Below are 15,911 nucleotides of genomic sequence, written 5' to 3' on the forward strand. Positions count from 1 at the left end.
AATATCAAAGAGCTTGCGAAAAGCAAGCGATAGCTTATAAAAAGCGGTCTTGGGTTAGGGGGTTGTTAAAGGGGGTTAAGGGGGGAATTATTTCAAAATACCCCCTATCCCCTTAAGAGTTTTACAATAAAATGAAATCTAAAACGATAAAGCAAGTTAATTAAAATCCTATTTTTTTATATAATACAAAACTTTAACACCGCTATTTAAGGAATGACAATGTCAGAAATCAGCACCTATAAACTCATTAAAGAAAAATTGCAAGCTATACCCCACAACCAAAAAGGGAGCTTGTTTGAAAAAATTTCTAAGCATTTTTTAATAGAGCATGACAGCACTAATGAATACGAGTCTATTGATCTTTGGAACGATTGGGAATTAAGGGGGAAAGAAGGCGATCGAGGGATTGATATGGTGGTTACAACGACTTCAAAAGAATACATCGCCGTGCAATGCAAATACCATCAAAACAACATCTCGCTTAACGACATTGCGACTTTTTTAACCCAATTGCAAAGCGGGGTAGGGGAGGTTAGGTTTAAAAAAGGGATCATCATCTCCACTTCTAACTTAAGCTCTAACGCTCTTAAAGCCATTGAACAAATCAGAAGCAACGGAATGGGTATTGATATTGATGAAATCACTGAAGAGGATTTTATGCATTCTCAGATTGATTGGGAAAAGCTTGATCCCACGCAAAAAGAACTCCCCTTATGCGATAAGAAAAAGCCGCGCTCCCACCAAACAGAAGCGATAAAAGCCACCAAAGAGTATTTTTCTAGCCCCAAAAACACCAGAGGCAAGCTCATTATGGCATGCGGGACAGGCAAAACCTACACTTCTTTAAAAATCATGGAAGCTTTAGACCCTAAGATCACGCTTTTTCTAGCGCCAAGCATCGCTTTGCTTTCTCAAACTTTTAGAGAATACGCACAAGAAAAAAGCGCGCCTTTTCACGCTTCTATCGTGTGCAGCGATGATAAAGTGGGTAAAGGCAAGAAAAATAAAAACGGTGATGATAGCGATGATATTAATTTTTCTGAACTTCCCAAAAAGCCCTCCACCAACCTTAAAGACATTTTAAGCACTTATGAAAAAGCGCAAAAAGAAAACAAGCGCTTCATCATCTTTTCAACTTATCAAAGCGCGCCGCGTATTAAAGAAGCGCAAGAAGCGGGTTTGAATGAAATCGATCTCATTATTTGCGATGAAGCCCACAGAACGGTAGGGGCTATGTATTCTAGTAATGAAAGGGACGATAAAAACGCTTTCACGCTGTGCCATAGCGATGAAAACATCAAAGCTAAAAAACGCCTTTATATGACCGCCACGCCCAAAGTTTATAGCGAAAGCTCCAAAGCTAGAGCCAAAGAGAGCGATAATGTCATCTATTCTATGGACGATGAGGGTATTTTTGGCGAAGAAATCTATACGCTCAATTTTGAAAAAGCGATCGCTTTAGATCTCTTAACAGACTACAAAGTCATCATTTTAGCGGTGCGGAAAGAAAATTTAAGCGGTGTTACTAACAGCGTGAATAAAAAGATCAGTCGGCTTGAAGCCCAAGGCACTAAACTGGATAAAAAGCTCATTAATAACGAATTTGTTTGTAAGATTATTGGCACTCATAAAGGGTTGGCCAAGCAGGATGTGATCGCATTGGACGATGAAAATAAAGAAGATAACGATTTGAAAAACCAAGAAGACACCAAGCCCTCTCAAAGAGCCATAAGCTTTTGTAAAAGCATTAAGACGAGTAAGAACATTAAAGACTCCTTTGAAACGATTATGGAATGCTATGATGAAGAGCTTAAGAAAAAGATTTCTAAAAACCTAACAATCAGCATCGATCACATTGATGGCACCATGAATTGTAAGGTCAGGCTTGAAAAATTAGAAGAACTCAATGAATACCAACACAACACTTGTAAGGTTTTGAGTAACGCTAGGTGTTTGAGTGAAGGGGTGGATGTCCCAGCGTTAGATAGCATTGTCTTTTTTGATGGCAAAAGCGCTATGGTGGATATTATCCAAGCGGTGGGTAGGGTGATGCGAAAAGCCAAAGGCAAGAAAAGAGGCTATATCATTTTGCCTATCGCTTTAGAAGAGAGTGAAATAAACAACCTTAATGAAGCCGTCAATAACACCAATTTCAAAAACATTTGGAAAGTGATAAAAGCCTTAAGAAGCCATGACCCAAGCCTGGTTGATGAAGCCACTTTCAGAGAAAAAATCAAAATCTTTGGGAGCGATGATGGAAACCATTCAGACGAAGACAATGAATACTCGCGCGATAAAGAGCTGAAAAAAGATAAAACAGAGCAAGATTCCAAACAAGCCCAAAAAACCCTTTTTGACGCTATCTTATTGCAAAATCTAGCGGACGCTGTGTATAATGTGATGCCCACTAAATTGGGGGATAGGAATTATTGGGAAAGTTTCGCTAAAAAAACGGGCAATATTGCAAGAACCTTGAACAACCGCTTGAAAGATATTTTTGGCAAAAACCCTGAAATTTTTCACGGCTTTGTGGATTCTTTAAGGAACAATGTCCATTCCAACATCAAAGAAGATGAAGCCTTGGATATGATCACCTCTCACATCATCACTAAGCCCATTTTTGATGCGATTTTTGGGGACAATATCCAAAACCCTATCGCAAAAGCCTTGGATAAAATGGTTCAAAAACTCTCCGATCTGGGATTACAAGGGGAAACGAAAGATCTTAAAAACCTCTATGAAAGCGTGAAAACCGAAGCCTTGCACGCCAAAAGCCAAAAAAGCCAACAAGAACTCATTAAAAACCTCTACAACACTTTCTTTAAAGAAGCCTTTAAAAAGCAAAGCGAAAAACTAGGGATTGTTTATACGCCTATAGAGGTGGTGGATTTCATTCTAAGAGCCACAAACGGCATTTTGAAAAAGCATTTCAACACGGATTTTAACGATAAAAACATCACGATTTTTGATCCCTTCACCGGCACCGGGAGTTTTATCGCTCGTTTGCTTTCTAAAGAAAATGCGCTCATTAGCGATGAAGCCTTAAAAGAGAAGTTTTTAAACCATTTGTTCGCTTTTGACATCGTGCTTTTATCGTATTACATCGCTTTAATCAATATCACTCAAGCCGTGCAAATTAGGGATGGCTCGTTAAAATTTTTCAAAAACATCGCACTCACGGACAGCCTGGATTTTTATGAGAAAAAGAACGATAAGGGGGTGCTCTCCTACTTCCTTGAAGATTTGAAAGAAAACAAAGAAATCAAAGACACTATAGAAAAACAAAACATCAGAGTCATCATAGGCAACCCTCCTTATTCAGCCGGCGCAAAGAGCGAAAACGATAACAACCAAAACCTTTCACACCCCGAGCTTGAAAAAAGGGTTACTGAAAAATACAGCAAAAATTCCAGCGCCAAAAACGGAAGAACCACACGAGACATGCTCATTCACAGCATCTATCTATCTAGCGAGCTTTTAAAAGATAAGGGGGTGCTAAGCTTTGTGGTGAACGGGAGTTTTATTGACTCTAAAAGCGCGGACAGGTTCAGAAAATGCGTGGCGCAAGATTTTGCACATCTTTATGTGCTGAATTTAAGGGGGAACGCCAGGACTTCGGGGGAAACTTTTAGAAAAGAGGGAGGGAAAATTTTTGACAGCGGATCGAGGGCGACGATAGCAATCATCTTTTTTGTCAAAGACACAAGCGTCCCCAACAACAACACCATCCATTACTACGATATTGGGGATTATTTGACAAGAGAGGCCAAGCTCAACAAGCTCGCAGGATTTGAAGATTTGGATTCGGTGGGATTTGAAACAATCACGCCGAATGAAAAAGGCGATTGGATCAACCAAAGGAATGACGGCTTTGAAAAACTCATCCCTTTAAAAAGAGACAAAAAACTAAAAAACCCTAGCATTTTTGACATCAATTCTCTTGGCGTGACAAGTGGGCGTGATCCGTGGGTGTATAACTTTTCTCCAAACATTTTAACCCAATCGGTGCAAAAATGCATTGAGACTTATAACGCTGATTTGAAGCGCTTTAACGAATCTTTTAGAGAAGCTTTCAAACAACGCACCAAAGGCGTCAAATCAGGCGATCTTTACAGGCAACTCAACGACAAAGAAATCACCACCGATAAAACGAAAATCGCTTGGACTTATGGTTTGAAAAACAAACTCATTAAAAATAAAAGTCTGCAAGAAATCAGAAAGGAGAGCGTGCGGTTAGCGTTGTATCGCCCTTTTAACAAACAATGGCTTTATTGGGATAAGGATTGGATACGCGGACAAGGACAATTTTCAAAAATTTTCCCCAATAAGCATGCTCAGAATGTGGTGATCAATACCAGTTCAATGGCTTCAAGAAATTTTTCTTGCTTGATTGCAAACGAGATTACTGACTACCAAACAATGGCAAACAATCAAGCTTACCCTTTGTATTATTACGATGATTTGGGGAGGCGCGATTACGCTATCAGCGGCTATGCGCTCAATTTGTTCAGGAGGCATTATAAAGATAATGCTATTACTGAAGAAGAGATTTTTTATTACATTTATGCGATTTTACACCATAAAGGCTATTTAAAAAAATACAAAAATTCCCTCGCCAAAGAAGCGCCGCACATCGCTTTGAGTGATGATTTTAAAGAACTCTCTGTGCTTGGCAAACAATTGGCCGAGCTGCACCTGAACTATGAGAATGGGGAAATGCACACAAGTGTTAAATACACCACACTGATGAACGCCGAAATAGAGGGTTATTATGATGTGGATAAAATAATAAAAAAAGGGGATTGCATCCTTTATAACAAAAACATCGCTATCACCAAGATCCCACAAAAAGCCTTTGACTATGTCATTAATGGCAAAAGCGCGATTGATTGGGTGATCGAACGCTATCAAAAGACTATGGATAAAGACAGCCTGATTGAAAACAACCCGAACGATTACGCCGGCGGCAAATACGTTTTTGAACTCCTTTGTAGGGTCATCAAACTCTCTGAAAAAAGCGTGGATTTGATTGAAAAAATCAGCATAAAGAGGTTTGAGTGAAAAACCAACAACAAAAATAGTCAATAAAAAGGGTATAAGAGAGCGTGAAAACAAACGCTTTTTATGCCCCTTATCCCAAAATCCCACCAAAAACAGAAAAAATCGCAGAGCCAAACCGCTAAAACCCCCTAGAAAATTTAAAATTTTAAGTTTTAGGGGTGTTTTTCTTAAGAATTTAGGTTTTTTATAGATTATTATGTTATTATTATACGAAATGTAGACTTTTAGAAGGAAAAATGTTGTATGAAAAAGTTTGTAGTGTTTAAAACGCTCTGTTTATCGGTAGTGTTAGGTAATAGTCTTGTGGCAGCAGAAGGTAGCACAGAAGTGCAAAAGCAATTGGAAAAGCCAAAAGAGTATAAAGCAGTGAAAGGCGAGAAAAACGCTTGGTATTTGGGGATCAGCTATCAAGTCGGTCAGGCTTCGCAAAGCGTTAAAAACCCCCCCAAAAGCAGTGAATTTAACTACCCTAAGTTCCCTGTGGGTAAAACCGACTATCTGGCCGTTATGCAAGGTTTAGGGCTTACTGTGGGTTATAAGCAGTTTTTCGGAGAGAAGAGATGGTTTGGTGCCCGTTATTACGGCTTTATGGATTATGGGCATGCCGTGTTTGGAGCGAACGCTTTGACATCAGATAGTGGTGGGGCGTGCAAACTCAATGAACCATGCGCGACCAAAGTAGGGACAATGGGCAATCTGTCTGACATGTTCACTTATGGTGTGGGTATTGACACTTTATACAATGTCATCAATAAAGAGGATGCGACTCTAGGGTTCTTTTTTGGGGTTCAAATTGCGGGTAACTCTTGGGGTAATACGACAGGGGCCTTTTTGGAAACTAAAAGCCCTTACAAGCACACCTCCTACAGCCTTGATCCGGCGATTTTCCAGTTCCTTTTTAATTTAGGGATTCGCACTCATATTGGCCAGCACCAAGAATTTGACTTTGGCGTGAAGATTCCCACTATCAATGTTTATTATTTTAACCATGGGAATTTGAGCTTCACTTACCGCCGTCAATACAGCCTTTATGTAGGGTATCGTTACAATTTCTGATTTAAAACGCTTGTTTTTCTCTAATTGAATTTTCAATTAGAGTTTTCTTACACAATCTCTTGCTTTCTTTTGAAACATTTTTAAAAGTTTTTTGAAAATTAAAATTAAAATCTTTTTGATCATGTTATGATAGTTCAAAAATTTAACAAGGATTAAGCATGTTATATTCCTCTAAAATCCAATCCCTTTCAGAATCCGCAACGATCGCTATCAGCACACTCGCTAAAGAATTGAAATCGCAAGGAAAAGATATTTTAAGTTTTTCAGCGGGCGAACCTGACTTTGACACCCCGCAAGCGATTAAAGATGCGGCTATAAAAGCCCTAAATGACGGCTTCACCAAATACACTCCAGTGGCTGGGATTCCGGAATTATTAAAAGCGATCGCTTTTAAATTGAAAAAAGAAAACAGCTTGGATTATGAACCGAATGAAATTCTAGTGAGCAACGGTGCTAAGCAGAGCCTGTTCAATGCGATTCAGGCCTTAATAGGGGAGGGCGATGAAGTGGTTATCCCTGTGCCTTTTTGGGTAACTTACCCTGAGCTTGTGAAATACAGCGGTGGGGTGAGTCAATTCATTCAAACCGATGAAAAAAGCCATTTTAAAATCACCCCCAAGCAACTTAAAGACGCCTTAAGCCCCAAAACAAAAATGCTCATTCTCACCACCCCATCAAACCCTACCGGCATGCTTTATAGTAAGGCGGAATTAGAGGCTTTAGGCGAAGTTTTAAAAGAGACTCCAATTTGGGTACTTAGCGATGAAATTTATGAAAAGCTTGTTTATAATGGGGAGTTTGTTTCTTGCGCAGCAGCGAGTGAAGAGATGAAAAAACGCACCATTACCATTAACGGCTTGAGCAAGTCAGTAGCGATGACAGGCTGGCGTATGGGCTATGCGGCGAGCAAGGATAAAAAATTAGTCAAATTGATGAATAACTTGCAAAGCCAATGCACTTCCAATATCAATTCTATCACGCAAATGGCTTCTATTGTGGCGCTTGAGGGGTTGGTGGATAAGGAAATTGAAACGATGCGTCAGGCTTTTGAGAAGCGCTGTCATTTAGCCCACGCAAAAATCAATGCGATTGGAGGGCTGAATGCTCTAAAACCTGATGGGGCGTTTTATCTGTTTATCAACATTGGCAGTCTTTGTGGGGGGGATTCGATGCGATTTTGCCATGAGCTATTAGAAAAAGAAAGCGTGGCGTTAGTGCCTGGAAAGGCTTTTGGATTGGAAAGCTATGTTCGTTTGTCTTTTGCATGCTCAGAAGAGCAGATTGAAAAGGGGATTGAACGCATCGCTCGCTTTGTCAAATCAAAAGGATAAAAAAGAATTTTTATTTAAAAGGGGGATTTTAATCTTGTTTGGAATTTTATATTGTAGTTAGTGGCGTAGCGTGGTATAATGGTTTGATTTAAAAGTTTGAGAAGTGCAGTTTTCATAACTAATATAGATTTAAAATGAAAAATATGGCAAATGAAAATGTAATGGCTGATTTGATCAATGACGGCTCGCCTTTTGGGGTTATCTTTATCGCTGATAACGACAAATTAATAGAGAAATTAAGATTAATTGAGCGAAGAAGTAATGGTAAACATCATAGGTCTTGGTAGTATTGACATAATACGAATTTGTATCTTTGTGGTATTCATAAAAAAATCAAATATGACATTCAATTTGAAAAACTATTTATTGGGATTATATTCATCGTTGGCAACAAAGTTAGGGTTTGAGTCAATGGGTATTTTCTATTGCGAAAACGCAAACACACACAAAATTGAATTGATTGGTAATGATTCTGATTTTAAAGGGGTATTGCTTGAATTTTCAGAGAATATACCAAAAGCCCCTAATGAAATATCACAATTTCTTACAAACTTTAAAAATTCAAAAATCCCCAATAAAGAAATTTTATTTTCTGCCACCGAAAAATATCCATCAATTTCTCCAAATAAATTATGTGAATATTTTAAAAAAAGAATAAGAGATATTTTTGAACGCTATTGGTGGCATGGTTATTCTAAAATTCCACAGGAGAAAAGGATAGCCAAAATAAAAGAGCAAGCGAATGAAGAAATTAAGATAAATCCTTCTTTTTGTGATCATAGAGTAAGCTCTGAACAAAACCGTAAGATCAATGAAATTGCTGAGGGTTTAAAAAGTGGTAAGATAATTGGTAAAAAGATTATTGCTAATGCGTTCGATCTAAATGCTAGATATTGTTTTATTACTCCTGATGACTTAAAGAATTTAAAAGAACGATTACTTATAGGTATTATCAATGCTATCAAGCAAAAAAAGAGAGTCGCACTCGATCATGCTCACATAGATGACATCCAGTATAATGTGCTTGATAGTGCGTTTTATTTTATCTTTGATATTGGCAATCCTTCTCAATTAGCTATTAAAGTGCCTAGAAAATATTTAGAAAATGATGAATTACCTAACACTAAAAAAAATATATTCAACAGATTGATAAGAAGTATCCATACATGTATTGATGATGAAAGTTCATTTTTAGAAGATGATGAAAGTTCATTTTTAGAAAACGATAAAACTATCAATGATTTAAATCTTGAGGATTTGTTGGGGCAATTAAAAACTCAAGCATTTTCATTATCAGATATTATTACTAACGCTATCAATAAAAAAGAAGAGGGAGTAGCACTCGATTACGCTCTAATAAACGATATCAAGTATAAAATGATTATAGTCAAGGTTCTTTCGTGTATCATATTTCTGAAGGCTCCTTATATCATTGATCTGCATTTAATAGATGACTAAACCCCAATGAAACATCTCCTAGAAGAATTAAAAGATCCTACAGAAAATCTTTTGCTATGGATTGGGCGCTTTTTGCGTTACAAATGCACGAGCCTGTCTAATTCCCAAGTGAAAGACCAAAACAAGGTTTTTGAATGCTTGAACGAATTCAATCAAGCGTTCATCAGCTCAAGCCAATTAGAAAAAGTTTGCAAAAAAGCCCGTAATGTTGGATTACTAGGTATCAACACCTACGCACTGCCCCTACTCAAATTTTACGAATACGCTCAAAAGCTTTCTTTAAAATCGCTCAAAAGCATAGACGAAGTCATGTTGGCTGAATTTTTGAGTATTTATACCGGTGGTTTGAGTTTAGCCACTAAGAAAAATTACCGGATCGCCCTACTCGGGCTTTTTAGCTATATAGACAAGCAAAATCAAGATGAAAATGAAAAATCTTATATCTATAATATCACGCTTAAAAACATCAGCGGAGTCAATCAAAGCGCAGGCAACAAGCTCCCTACTCATTTGAATAATGAAGAATTAGAAAAATTTTTAGAGAGCATTGATAAAATAGAAATGTCCGCTAAAGTGCGCGCCAGAAACCGCTTGCTCATTAAAATCATCGTTTTTACAGGCATGCGTTCTAATGAAGCCTTGCAGCTTAAAATAAAGGATTTTACTTTAGAAAATGGCTGTTATACGATTTTGATTAAAGGTAAGGGCGATAAATACAGAGCGGTGATGCTCAAAGCTTTCCACATTGAGAGCCTTTTGAAAGAATGGCTCATAGAAAGGGAATTGTATCCTGTTAAAAATGATTTATTGTTTTGCAACCAAAAAGGCAGTGCTTTAACGCAAGCGTATTTGTATAAGCAAGTGGAGCGCATCATCAATTTTGCCGGACTCAGGCGAGAGAAAAATGGGGCGCACATGTTAAGGCATTCTTTTGCGACCTTGCTTTATCAAAAACGCCATGATTTGATTTTAGTCCAAGAAGCTCTAGGGCATGCGAGCTTGAATACCAGTAGGATTTACACGCATTTTGACAAGCAGCGTTTAGAAGAAGCGGCGAGCATTTGGGAAGAAAATTGAAAACACCCCCCTACTCCCTTAAAAAAAGGATTTTTACCATAAAACAACTAAAACCCCATTTTTTAAGAAATTAAAAAATTTTTAGCTTGCTCATTTAAAATTTTGCTTTCAAATTCTAACAGCCACTTTTTGACTTCTATGCCCCCATTATACCCCCCTAAAGCGCCATTTTTACGCACCACTCTATGACAAGGCACGATCAAAGAAATAGGGTTATTATGATTAGCGTTGCCAACAGCTCTGCAAGATTTAGGGTTATTGATGAGCTTTGCGATTTCATCGTAACTTTTTGTCTTGCCATAAGGGATAGCCATTAACGCAGACCAAACTTGTTTTTGAAAAGAAGTCCCTATCAAATCTAAAGGTGCATCAAATTCAAAAAGTTGTCCCAAGAAATAACGCTCTAAGGCTTGAATGCTGAGTTTTAATGGGGTATTCATAGGGGTATTATGAGAAAAATTGGCCGCATCAAAATCCAATCTCAACAAATGGCTCTCATTAGCGCACAAATGCAAATACTCTAAAGGGAAACTCTTAGGGGTTTTGAAATAGTAGTGGTATAAAACCATCAATTAAAAAAAGAGTTTGTATAAAATAATCAATAACGACAAACCATACACCCCTAAAATCAAAGCTTTATGCATTTTTTCATTCAAAAGCCCTATGATCCATTTAATCCCAATGCTCACGCCCATAACAGAGCCTAATCCCACAATCGCCCCTGCTACTAGCACCTCTTTATTGATGATGTGGTGATAGATTAAAGAAAAAGCTCCTGAAATGGAAGAAAACAAGATGAAAAATAACCCTAGTGCCACGCATTTTTTAGAATCATACCCTAAAAAATAATGCATCAAAGGCACCATGAGCATCCCCCCACCAATCCCTAAAGTGATGGCAAAAAACCCTGTGAGCACGCCAATTAAAAATAATTTTAAACCTTGCAAATGGTAGCGTTTAGTGTCCGCTGTAAAATCTTTTTTTTTGGGTTTCAAAACAAATTGGATCATAGAATACACGACTAAAAGCACGAAAATAACCATTAAAATTTTACTGGAAACGATCTTTAAAATGAATCCGCTAAAACTCGCCCCTATCAGCCCCCCTGCCCCTATCAACAAGCCTAAAGAAAAATCAAGCGATTTTTTTTTGAAATTCAAAACAGATCCCACAAACGATGAAAGCGCCATTTGCAAAATGGAAATACCAATGGATTCTTCAAAAGAATGCCCGGTTGCGAGCATGATAGGGACAATGATCAACCCCCCACCAATGCCAAAAATCCCTGATAGAATGCCAGTAAAAAGCCCTATCGCTATGTATAACGCATAAATATCCATAAAAACCCTTAAAAAAGTAAAAACCCCCTATAAATCTCTCTAAAAGAAAATTAAAAACAACCCTATTCTAATCAAACGCTAATACCAAACCCTCCTAAACAACGCTTTTAAAAGTGGTGCCTTTATTGGTCTGTTTTGTTTTTGCAACACAAAACATGCGAATCTTCATTGGGTTCGCTGACTGAGAGGTTTCTTAATTCATAAGCCAATTTGATAGACGCCGTAGCTTCATCTAATCCAAACCCCCCTTGAGCTAAAATCTGTTTGTAGCTTTCTATATACAGATTATCAAAGCCCTGCGTGAGATTGACTTCTTCGCCCTCTAGGATCATTTTATGATAAACTTTTTCCTTAGCCACTCCCATGTGTTCTGGATTGATGGAAAAAAACCATCTTATTTTGGCATGCTCTAAAAAGAGTATTCCGCACACGCAATCAGGCTCTTCTCTATTGATAACCTTCTCTTTAACGCCTCCAAACAAATACAATAAAGTGTCAAAAATATTCACTCCCATTTGAGTGGCCAACCCCCCGCTCCTATTCACATCCGCTCGCCATGAAGAAAAATACCATTTCCCTTGAACGCTGATATAAGTGAGCGTGATGTCAAACACCTTGCTAGGGTTTTTGTCTAATTCGCTCTTGATTTTTTCTTTTAAGGCCAGCGTGTCGCAATGCAAGCGCAAGGGCAAAAGACTAAACACCCTTTTTTGGTGTTTCACCTCTAAATCTTTCAATTCTTGTATTTCGCCAGGGTCTAAAACTAAGGGTTTTTCACAAATCACATGCATGCCGTTTCTCAACCCGAAACGGATGTGATCAAAATGCGTGTGTGTGGGCGTGCAAACACTCAAATAGTTGATTTCTTTACCCATAGCCTTAGATTGCTCTAAATGCTTTTCAAAATCTTCAATATTGGTAAAAAACTCTGATTGCGGGAAATACTCATCTAAAACCCCCACGCTATCGTGAATATCAAAAGAGCAATCCAAAAAATGCCCTGTATCTCTAATCGCTTGCAAGTGCTTGGGAGCGATAAACCCCCCTGAACCAATCATCGCAAAAAGCATTCATCTTCCTTAAATAATTTTAAATCTCATTTTAGCAAAGATTAGCTTATTTAAGCTTATATTATTGGCAATTAAAACACTCCACCGAGCGATCCAACACGCTTTTTTCATCTATGCTAGGGCTTTCGCTGCGCAAGTAATAAGTGGATTTGAGCCCTAATTTCCAAGCGAGCGTGTAGATTTCATGCAAGGTTTTACCGCTAGCGTTTTCTATGCGTAAAAACACATTGATGCTTTGGCCTTGATCGATCCATTTTTGGCGCACGGCCGCTGCTTTAATCAAATCTTTAGCGTCAATATCATAGGCTGATGTGTAAAAATTCCAGGTTTCTACATTCAAATTAGGCACTACAACTGGAATTAGCCCGCTCAAATTTTCTTCGAACCATTTTTTCTTATAAATGGGTTCAATCGTTTGGGTTGTGCCCACTAAAATAGAAATGGAGCTTGTGGGAGCGATCGCCATTAAATAGCCATTACGCATGCCGTTGGCTTTGACTTTTTCCCTCAAACCTTGCCAATCGCAAGCGTGGTTAAAAAGCCCTTTTTCGGTGAGCTTTAAGGCTTCATTGTTGGCTTTATCAATAGGGAAAATCCCCTTACTCCATTCTGAATTTTCAAAATCCTTATAAACCCCTTTTTCTTTCGCTAAATTCGCACTCGTGTCAATCGCATGGTAGCTGATTTGCTCCATTAAAGCGTCAATTTTTTCTAAATGCTCTTTAGACCCCCAGGCGATTTGGTGTTCTGCGAGCATTTGCGCTTCACCCATAACCCCTAACCCTATGGCTCTATTTTGTAAATTAGTGGCTTTGACTTTGCGGTTAGGGTAGAAATTCAAATCAATCACATTGTCTAAAAGCCTGACCATGATCGGCACAACCCTTTTAATGTCTTCTTCGGTGTTGATCTTGCTTAAATTGATGCTTGCCAGATTACATACCGCCGTTTGCCCGTCTTTAGCGACTTTAGTAGCGATATAGATTTGCTTGCCTTTTAGAATATCCGTGCTAGTGAGCTTGTTGGCGCATTTAGTGATATTACTATCTGTCGTTACCAACTGCTTTTCTTCAAAAAACTCTATTGAGCCATCGGTGTATTCTATTTGCATGTAGTAGTGGTTGGGCGCGGTATTTTGAAAAATCTCCGTGCACAGATTGCTGGATCGAATAATTCCTGCATGAGCGTTTGGGTTGCACCGATTGGCGTTATCTTTAAAGGCTAAGAACGGCAAGCCGGCTTCAAAATAATTCATTAAGATTTTTTTCCATAAATCTTTAGCGTTAATGTATTCTTTAATGATTTTGGGATCTTTTTCATACTCTAAATAGCGTTTTTCAAAATCCTGCCCATAAAGCTCAGTCAAATCCTTACACTCATAAGGGTCAAACAAAGTCCACATCGCGTCTTCTAAAACCCTTTTCATGAACAAATCGCACACCCAAAGAGCCGGGAATAAATCATGCGCTCTTCGCCTTTCATCGCCACTATTTTTCCTTAAATCAATGAACTCCATCACATCAATGTGCCAAATTTCCAAATACACCGCAATCGCGCCCTTTCGTGTGCCTAATTGATCCACCGCAATCGCCACATCGTTAGCGATTTTTAAAAACGGGATCGTGCCAGCGCTCGCATTCTTATGCCCATCAATATAGCTCCCAATAGAGCGCACCAAAGAAAAATCCCAGCCAATCCCTCCGCCGTATTTGGACAACAGCGCCATTTCCTTGTAGCTGTCAAAAATCCCCTCAATATTATCCGGCGTGCTGCCAATATAGCATGAGCTTAGCTGGTGCTTGGTGGTGCGTGCGTTCGCCAGAGTGGGGGTCGCACACATCGCTTCAAATTTGCTCAAAACTTCATAAAATTCTAAAGCGATTTTATTGGGTTCTTGTTCGTTTTGTGCTAAAAACATCGCAATGCTCATAAACATGTGTTGGGGCAATTCAATAGGATTGTTGTTAGCGTCTTTTAACAAATAGCGATCATACAAGGTTTTAATCCCTAAATAATTGAATTGAAAATCCCTTTCAGGCTTGATCTGGCCATTTAAAAACTCTAGATCAAATTTTTCCTTAAAGCCCTTAAGGATGCGGCCCTTTTCTTCAGCGTTTTCAAAATACTCTTTCAAATGCCTATACCCTGTAAAACCACTTACTTTATGGTATAAATCATACAAAAAAAGCCTTGAAGCGACAAAACTCCAATTAGGCGTGTCAATATCTATCTTATCCACAGCGGTTTTAATCAAAGTTTGTTGGATTTCTTCAGTAGTGATCTTGTCCCTAAATTGCAACCTCGCATCCACTTCCAGCTCACTTTGGCTCACGCCCTCTAAATTATCCGTAGCGTCCTTAGTGTATTTTTGGATTTTTGTAATGTCCAAAGGCTCAATGCGCCCGTTTCGTTTAACCACCGTAATCAAAATTTTTCCTTAAATTTGAATTAAATCGTTTGTTTTTTAAATTTGGCATTGTATCAATAAAAAACTTAAGAAAAAGAAAAGTTCAAAGATAAAACTCTTAAGGGGATAAGAGGGTATTTTGAAATAATCCCCCTTACAACCCCCAACTAAACCCTTAAGAGTGCTTTTTTAATAATTTGGGTTAAATCACCACCCCCATTTAGCGCAAAGCTTAAGAAAACCTTGAAACCCCAAAATGACCAAACCCTCTACAAGGAGATTGCTAGGATGCCCACAATACGCCGAAATTTCATGCATAGCGATAATAAAGGGTATCGTTAAAAGCATCACATAAAAATCCCTTAGTCTTGCTCCTAACACAGCGTCATAAAACGCGCCAAAAAACCTAGCCTTAAAAATGGCTTTAAAAAACTTGGGGAATCCTTGCCAAGTTTCAATCATTAAATAACCTACCGACCTGCCTTTAGGATTAAACAAGAGGTTAGACAACAAAGCCGCTATTAGACCCACTAACCACACATAATAGCTGTATTTAGGGTCAAAAAGCGGATCGCTAGCTGAACCATTTATGTCATAAAAAATCCTAGTGGTTATGGAGATACATCCTCCATAGACTAGAGCCATTGCCCATCGATATTCCAAATCGCTCAAACGCTCTTTGATATTCATGCTTACTCCTTCCTCACCCAAAACTACCTATCATACACAAAATGACGATCATAGGTGGGTTCTCTTGGGGTTTGTGGCTCTCTATCAACGCCACGGATAAAATCTTCTACCCTATCGCCTATTTCAGCTCCAGAATATGCCCCTATTCCACCACCAATGCCTGCACCAAACACAGTACTCCACGGACCTACAAGAGACCCAATCATTCCACCCATTGCACCACCCATTCCAGCTCCAACAGCTTCCCCCCAAGATCTGCCTAATTCACCCCTTGCCTCTATTTTAGGACTAGCTACAGCTACATTAGCCATTGCACCGCATAAAACCACTACACAACTAAATGCTTTTAATCCACTCATAACAAATCCTTTCATAAAATTGAGATTCAAAAATTGAGACTCAAGGCGTATTTGGCACACCT

General features: G+C 38.6%; 11 protein-coding genes and 1 pseudogene. 6 read left to right on the forward strand and 6 right to left on the reverse strand.

What is annotated here, in order from left to right; genetic code table 11:
• Positions 1-219: 219 nt before the first annotated feature.
• From FIM44_RS02465 to xerH, 6 genes and pseudogenes are all read left to right on the forward strand, one after another.
• Positions 220-5,061 (forward strand): type ISP restriction/modification enzyme, encoded by a 4,842-nt coding sequence (locus tag FIM44_RS02465; RefSeq protein ID WP_140578965.1) that lies wholly within the window; start codon positions 220-222, stop codon positions 5,059-5,061.
• A complete protein-coding gene (locus FIM44_RS08785; protein WP_140578966.1) occupies positions 5,054-5,251 on the forward strand; it encodes a hypothetical protein in 198 nt (65 codons plus the stop codon). The genes FIM44_RS02465 and FIM44_RS08785 overlap by 8 nt, the downstream gene beginning before the upstream one ends.
• Before the next feature lie 53 nt (positions 5,252-5,304).
• The gene (locus tag FIM44_RS02475; RefSeq protein WP_140578967.1) at positions 5,305-6,117 is read left to right on the forward strand and encodes an outer membrane protein; all 813 of its coding nucleotides are present in this window, start codon (positions 5,305-5,307) and stop codon (positions 6,115-6,117) included.
• A 158-nt stretch (positions 6,118-6,275) separates the two neighbouring features.
• Positions 6,276-7,448, forward strand: a complete 1,173-nt coding sequence (locus FIM44_RS02480; protein ID WP_140578968.1) for a pyridoxal phosphate-dependent aminotransferase — start codon at positions 6,276-6,278, stop codon at positions 7,446-7,448.
• 339 nt (positions 7,449-7,787) lie between these two features.
• Positions 7,788-8,831: pseudogene (locus FIM44_RS08565) on the forward strand (hypothetical protein); the annotation flags it as partial.
• An 81-nt stretch (positions 8,832-8,912) separates the two neighbouring features.
• A complete protein-coding gene (gene xerH, locus FIM44_RS02490) occupies positions 8,913-9,983 on the forward strand; it encodes a tyrosine recombinase XerH (RefSeq protein WP_140578969.1) in 1,071 nt (356 codons plus the stop codon).
• Between the two features lie 62 nt (positions 9,984-10,045).
• Here xerH and FIM44_RS02495 read toward each other — a convergent pair whose 3' ends face one another.
• The 6 genes from FIM44_RS02495 to FIM44_RS02520 all read right to left on the reverse strand — a co-directional run bounded on the left by FIM44_RS02495 (position 10,046) and on the right by FIM44_RS02520 (position 15,864).
• Entirely contained in the window at positions 10,046-10,552 is a 507-nt protein-coding gene (locus FIM44_RS02495) for a methylated-DNA--[protein]-cysteine S-methyltransferase (protein WP_140578970.1), read from the reverse strand.
• A gap of 3 nt (positions 10,553-10,555) precedes the next feature.
• A complete protein-coding gene (locus FIM44_RS02500) occupies positions 10,556-11,323 on the reverse strand; it encodes a sulfite exporter TauE/SafE family protein (RefSeq protein ID WP_140578971.1) in 768 nt (255 codons plus the stop codon).
• Between the two features lie 122 nt (positions 11,324-11,445).
• Positions 11,446-12,393, reverse strand: coding sequence for a Gfo/Idh/MocA family protein (locus tag FIM44_RS02505; protein WP_140578972.1), 948 nt, complete (start codon positions 12,391-12,393; stop codon positions 11,446-11,448).
• Positions 12,394-12,454: 61 nt separating this feature from the next.
• Positions 12,455-14,821, reverse strand: coding sequence for a ribonucleoside-diphosphate reductase subunit alpha (locus FIM44_RS02510; RefSeq protein WP_140578973.1), 2,367 nt, complete (start codon positions 14,819-14,821; stop codon positions 12,455-12,457).
• A gap of 186 nt (positions 14,822-15,007) precedes the next feature.
• Positions 15,008-15,490: a hypothetical protein gene (locus tag FIM44_RS02515; RefSeq protein ID WP_100956595.1), complete on the reverse strand. Its 483-nt coding sequence runs from the start codon at positions 15,488-15,490 to the stop codon at positions 15,008-15,010.
• A gap of 23 nt (positions 15,491-15,513) precedes the next feature.
• Positions 15,514-15,864 (reverse strand): pantothenate kinase, encoded by a 351-nt coding sequence (locus tag FIM44_RS02520; RefSeq protein WP_194148682.1) that lies wholly within the window; start codon positions 15,862-15,864, stop codon positions 15,514-15,516.
• Positions 15,865-15,911: the final 47 nt, after the last annotated feature.

The organism is Helicobacter pylori, assembly GCF_006440215.1.
Taxonomy (GTDB): Bacteria; Campylobacterota; Campylobacteria; order Campylobacterales; family Helicobacteraceae; genus Helicobacter; species Helicobacter pylori_CS.

Coding starts and splice junctions, on each gene's coding strand:
- FIM44_RS02465 (WP_140578965.1), top strand. CDS start 220: ATGTCAGAAATCAGCACCTATAAACTCATTAAAGAAAAATTGCAAGCT.
- FIM44_RS02475 (WP_140578967.1), top strand. CDS start 5,305: ATGAAAAAGTTTGTAGTGTTTAAAACGCTCTGTTTATCGGTAGTGTTA.
- FIM44_RS02480 (WP_140578968.1), top strand. CDS start 6,276: ATGTTATATTCCTCTAAAATCCAATCCCTTTCAGAATCCGCAACGATC.
- xerH (WP_140578969.1), top strand. CDS start 8,913: ATGAAACATCTCCTAGAAGAATTAAAAGATCCTACAGAAAATCTTTTG.
- FIM44_RS02495 (WP_140578970.1), bottom strand. CDS start 10,552: ATGGTTTTATACCACTACTATTTCAAAACCCCTAAGAGTTTCCCTTTA.
- FIM44_RS02500 (WP_140578971.1), bottom strand. CDS start 11,323: ATGGATATTTATGCGTTATACATAGCGATAGGGCTTTTTACTGGCATT.
- FIM44_RS02505 (WP_140578972.1), bottom strand. CDS start 12,393: ATGCTTTTTGCGATGATTGGTTCAGGGGGGTTTATCGCTCCCAAGCAC.
- FIM44_RS02515 (WP_100956595.1), bottom strand. CDS start 15,490: ATGAATATCAAAGAGCGTTTGAGCGATTTGGAATATCGATGGGCAATG.
- FIM44_RS02520 (WP_194148682.1), bottom strand. CDS start 15,864: ATGAAAGGATTTGTTATGAGTGGATTAAAAGCATTTAGTTGTGTAGTG.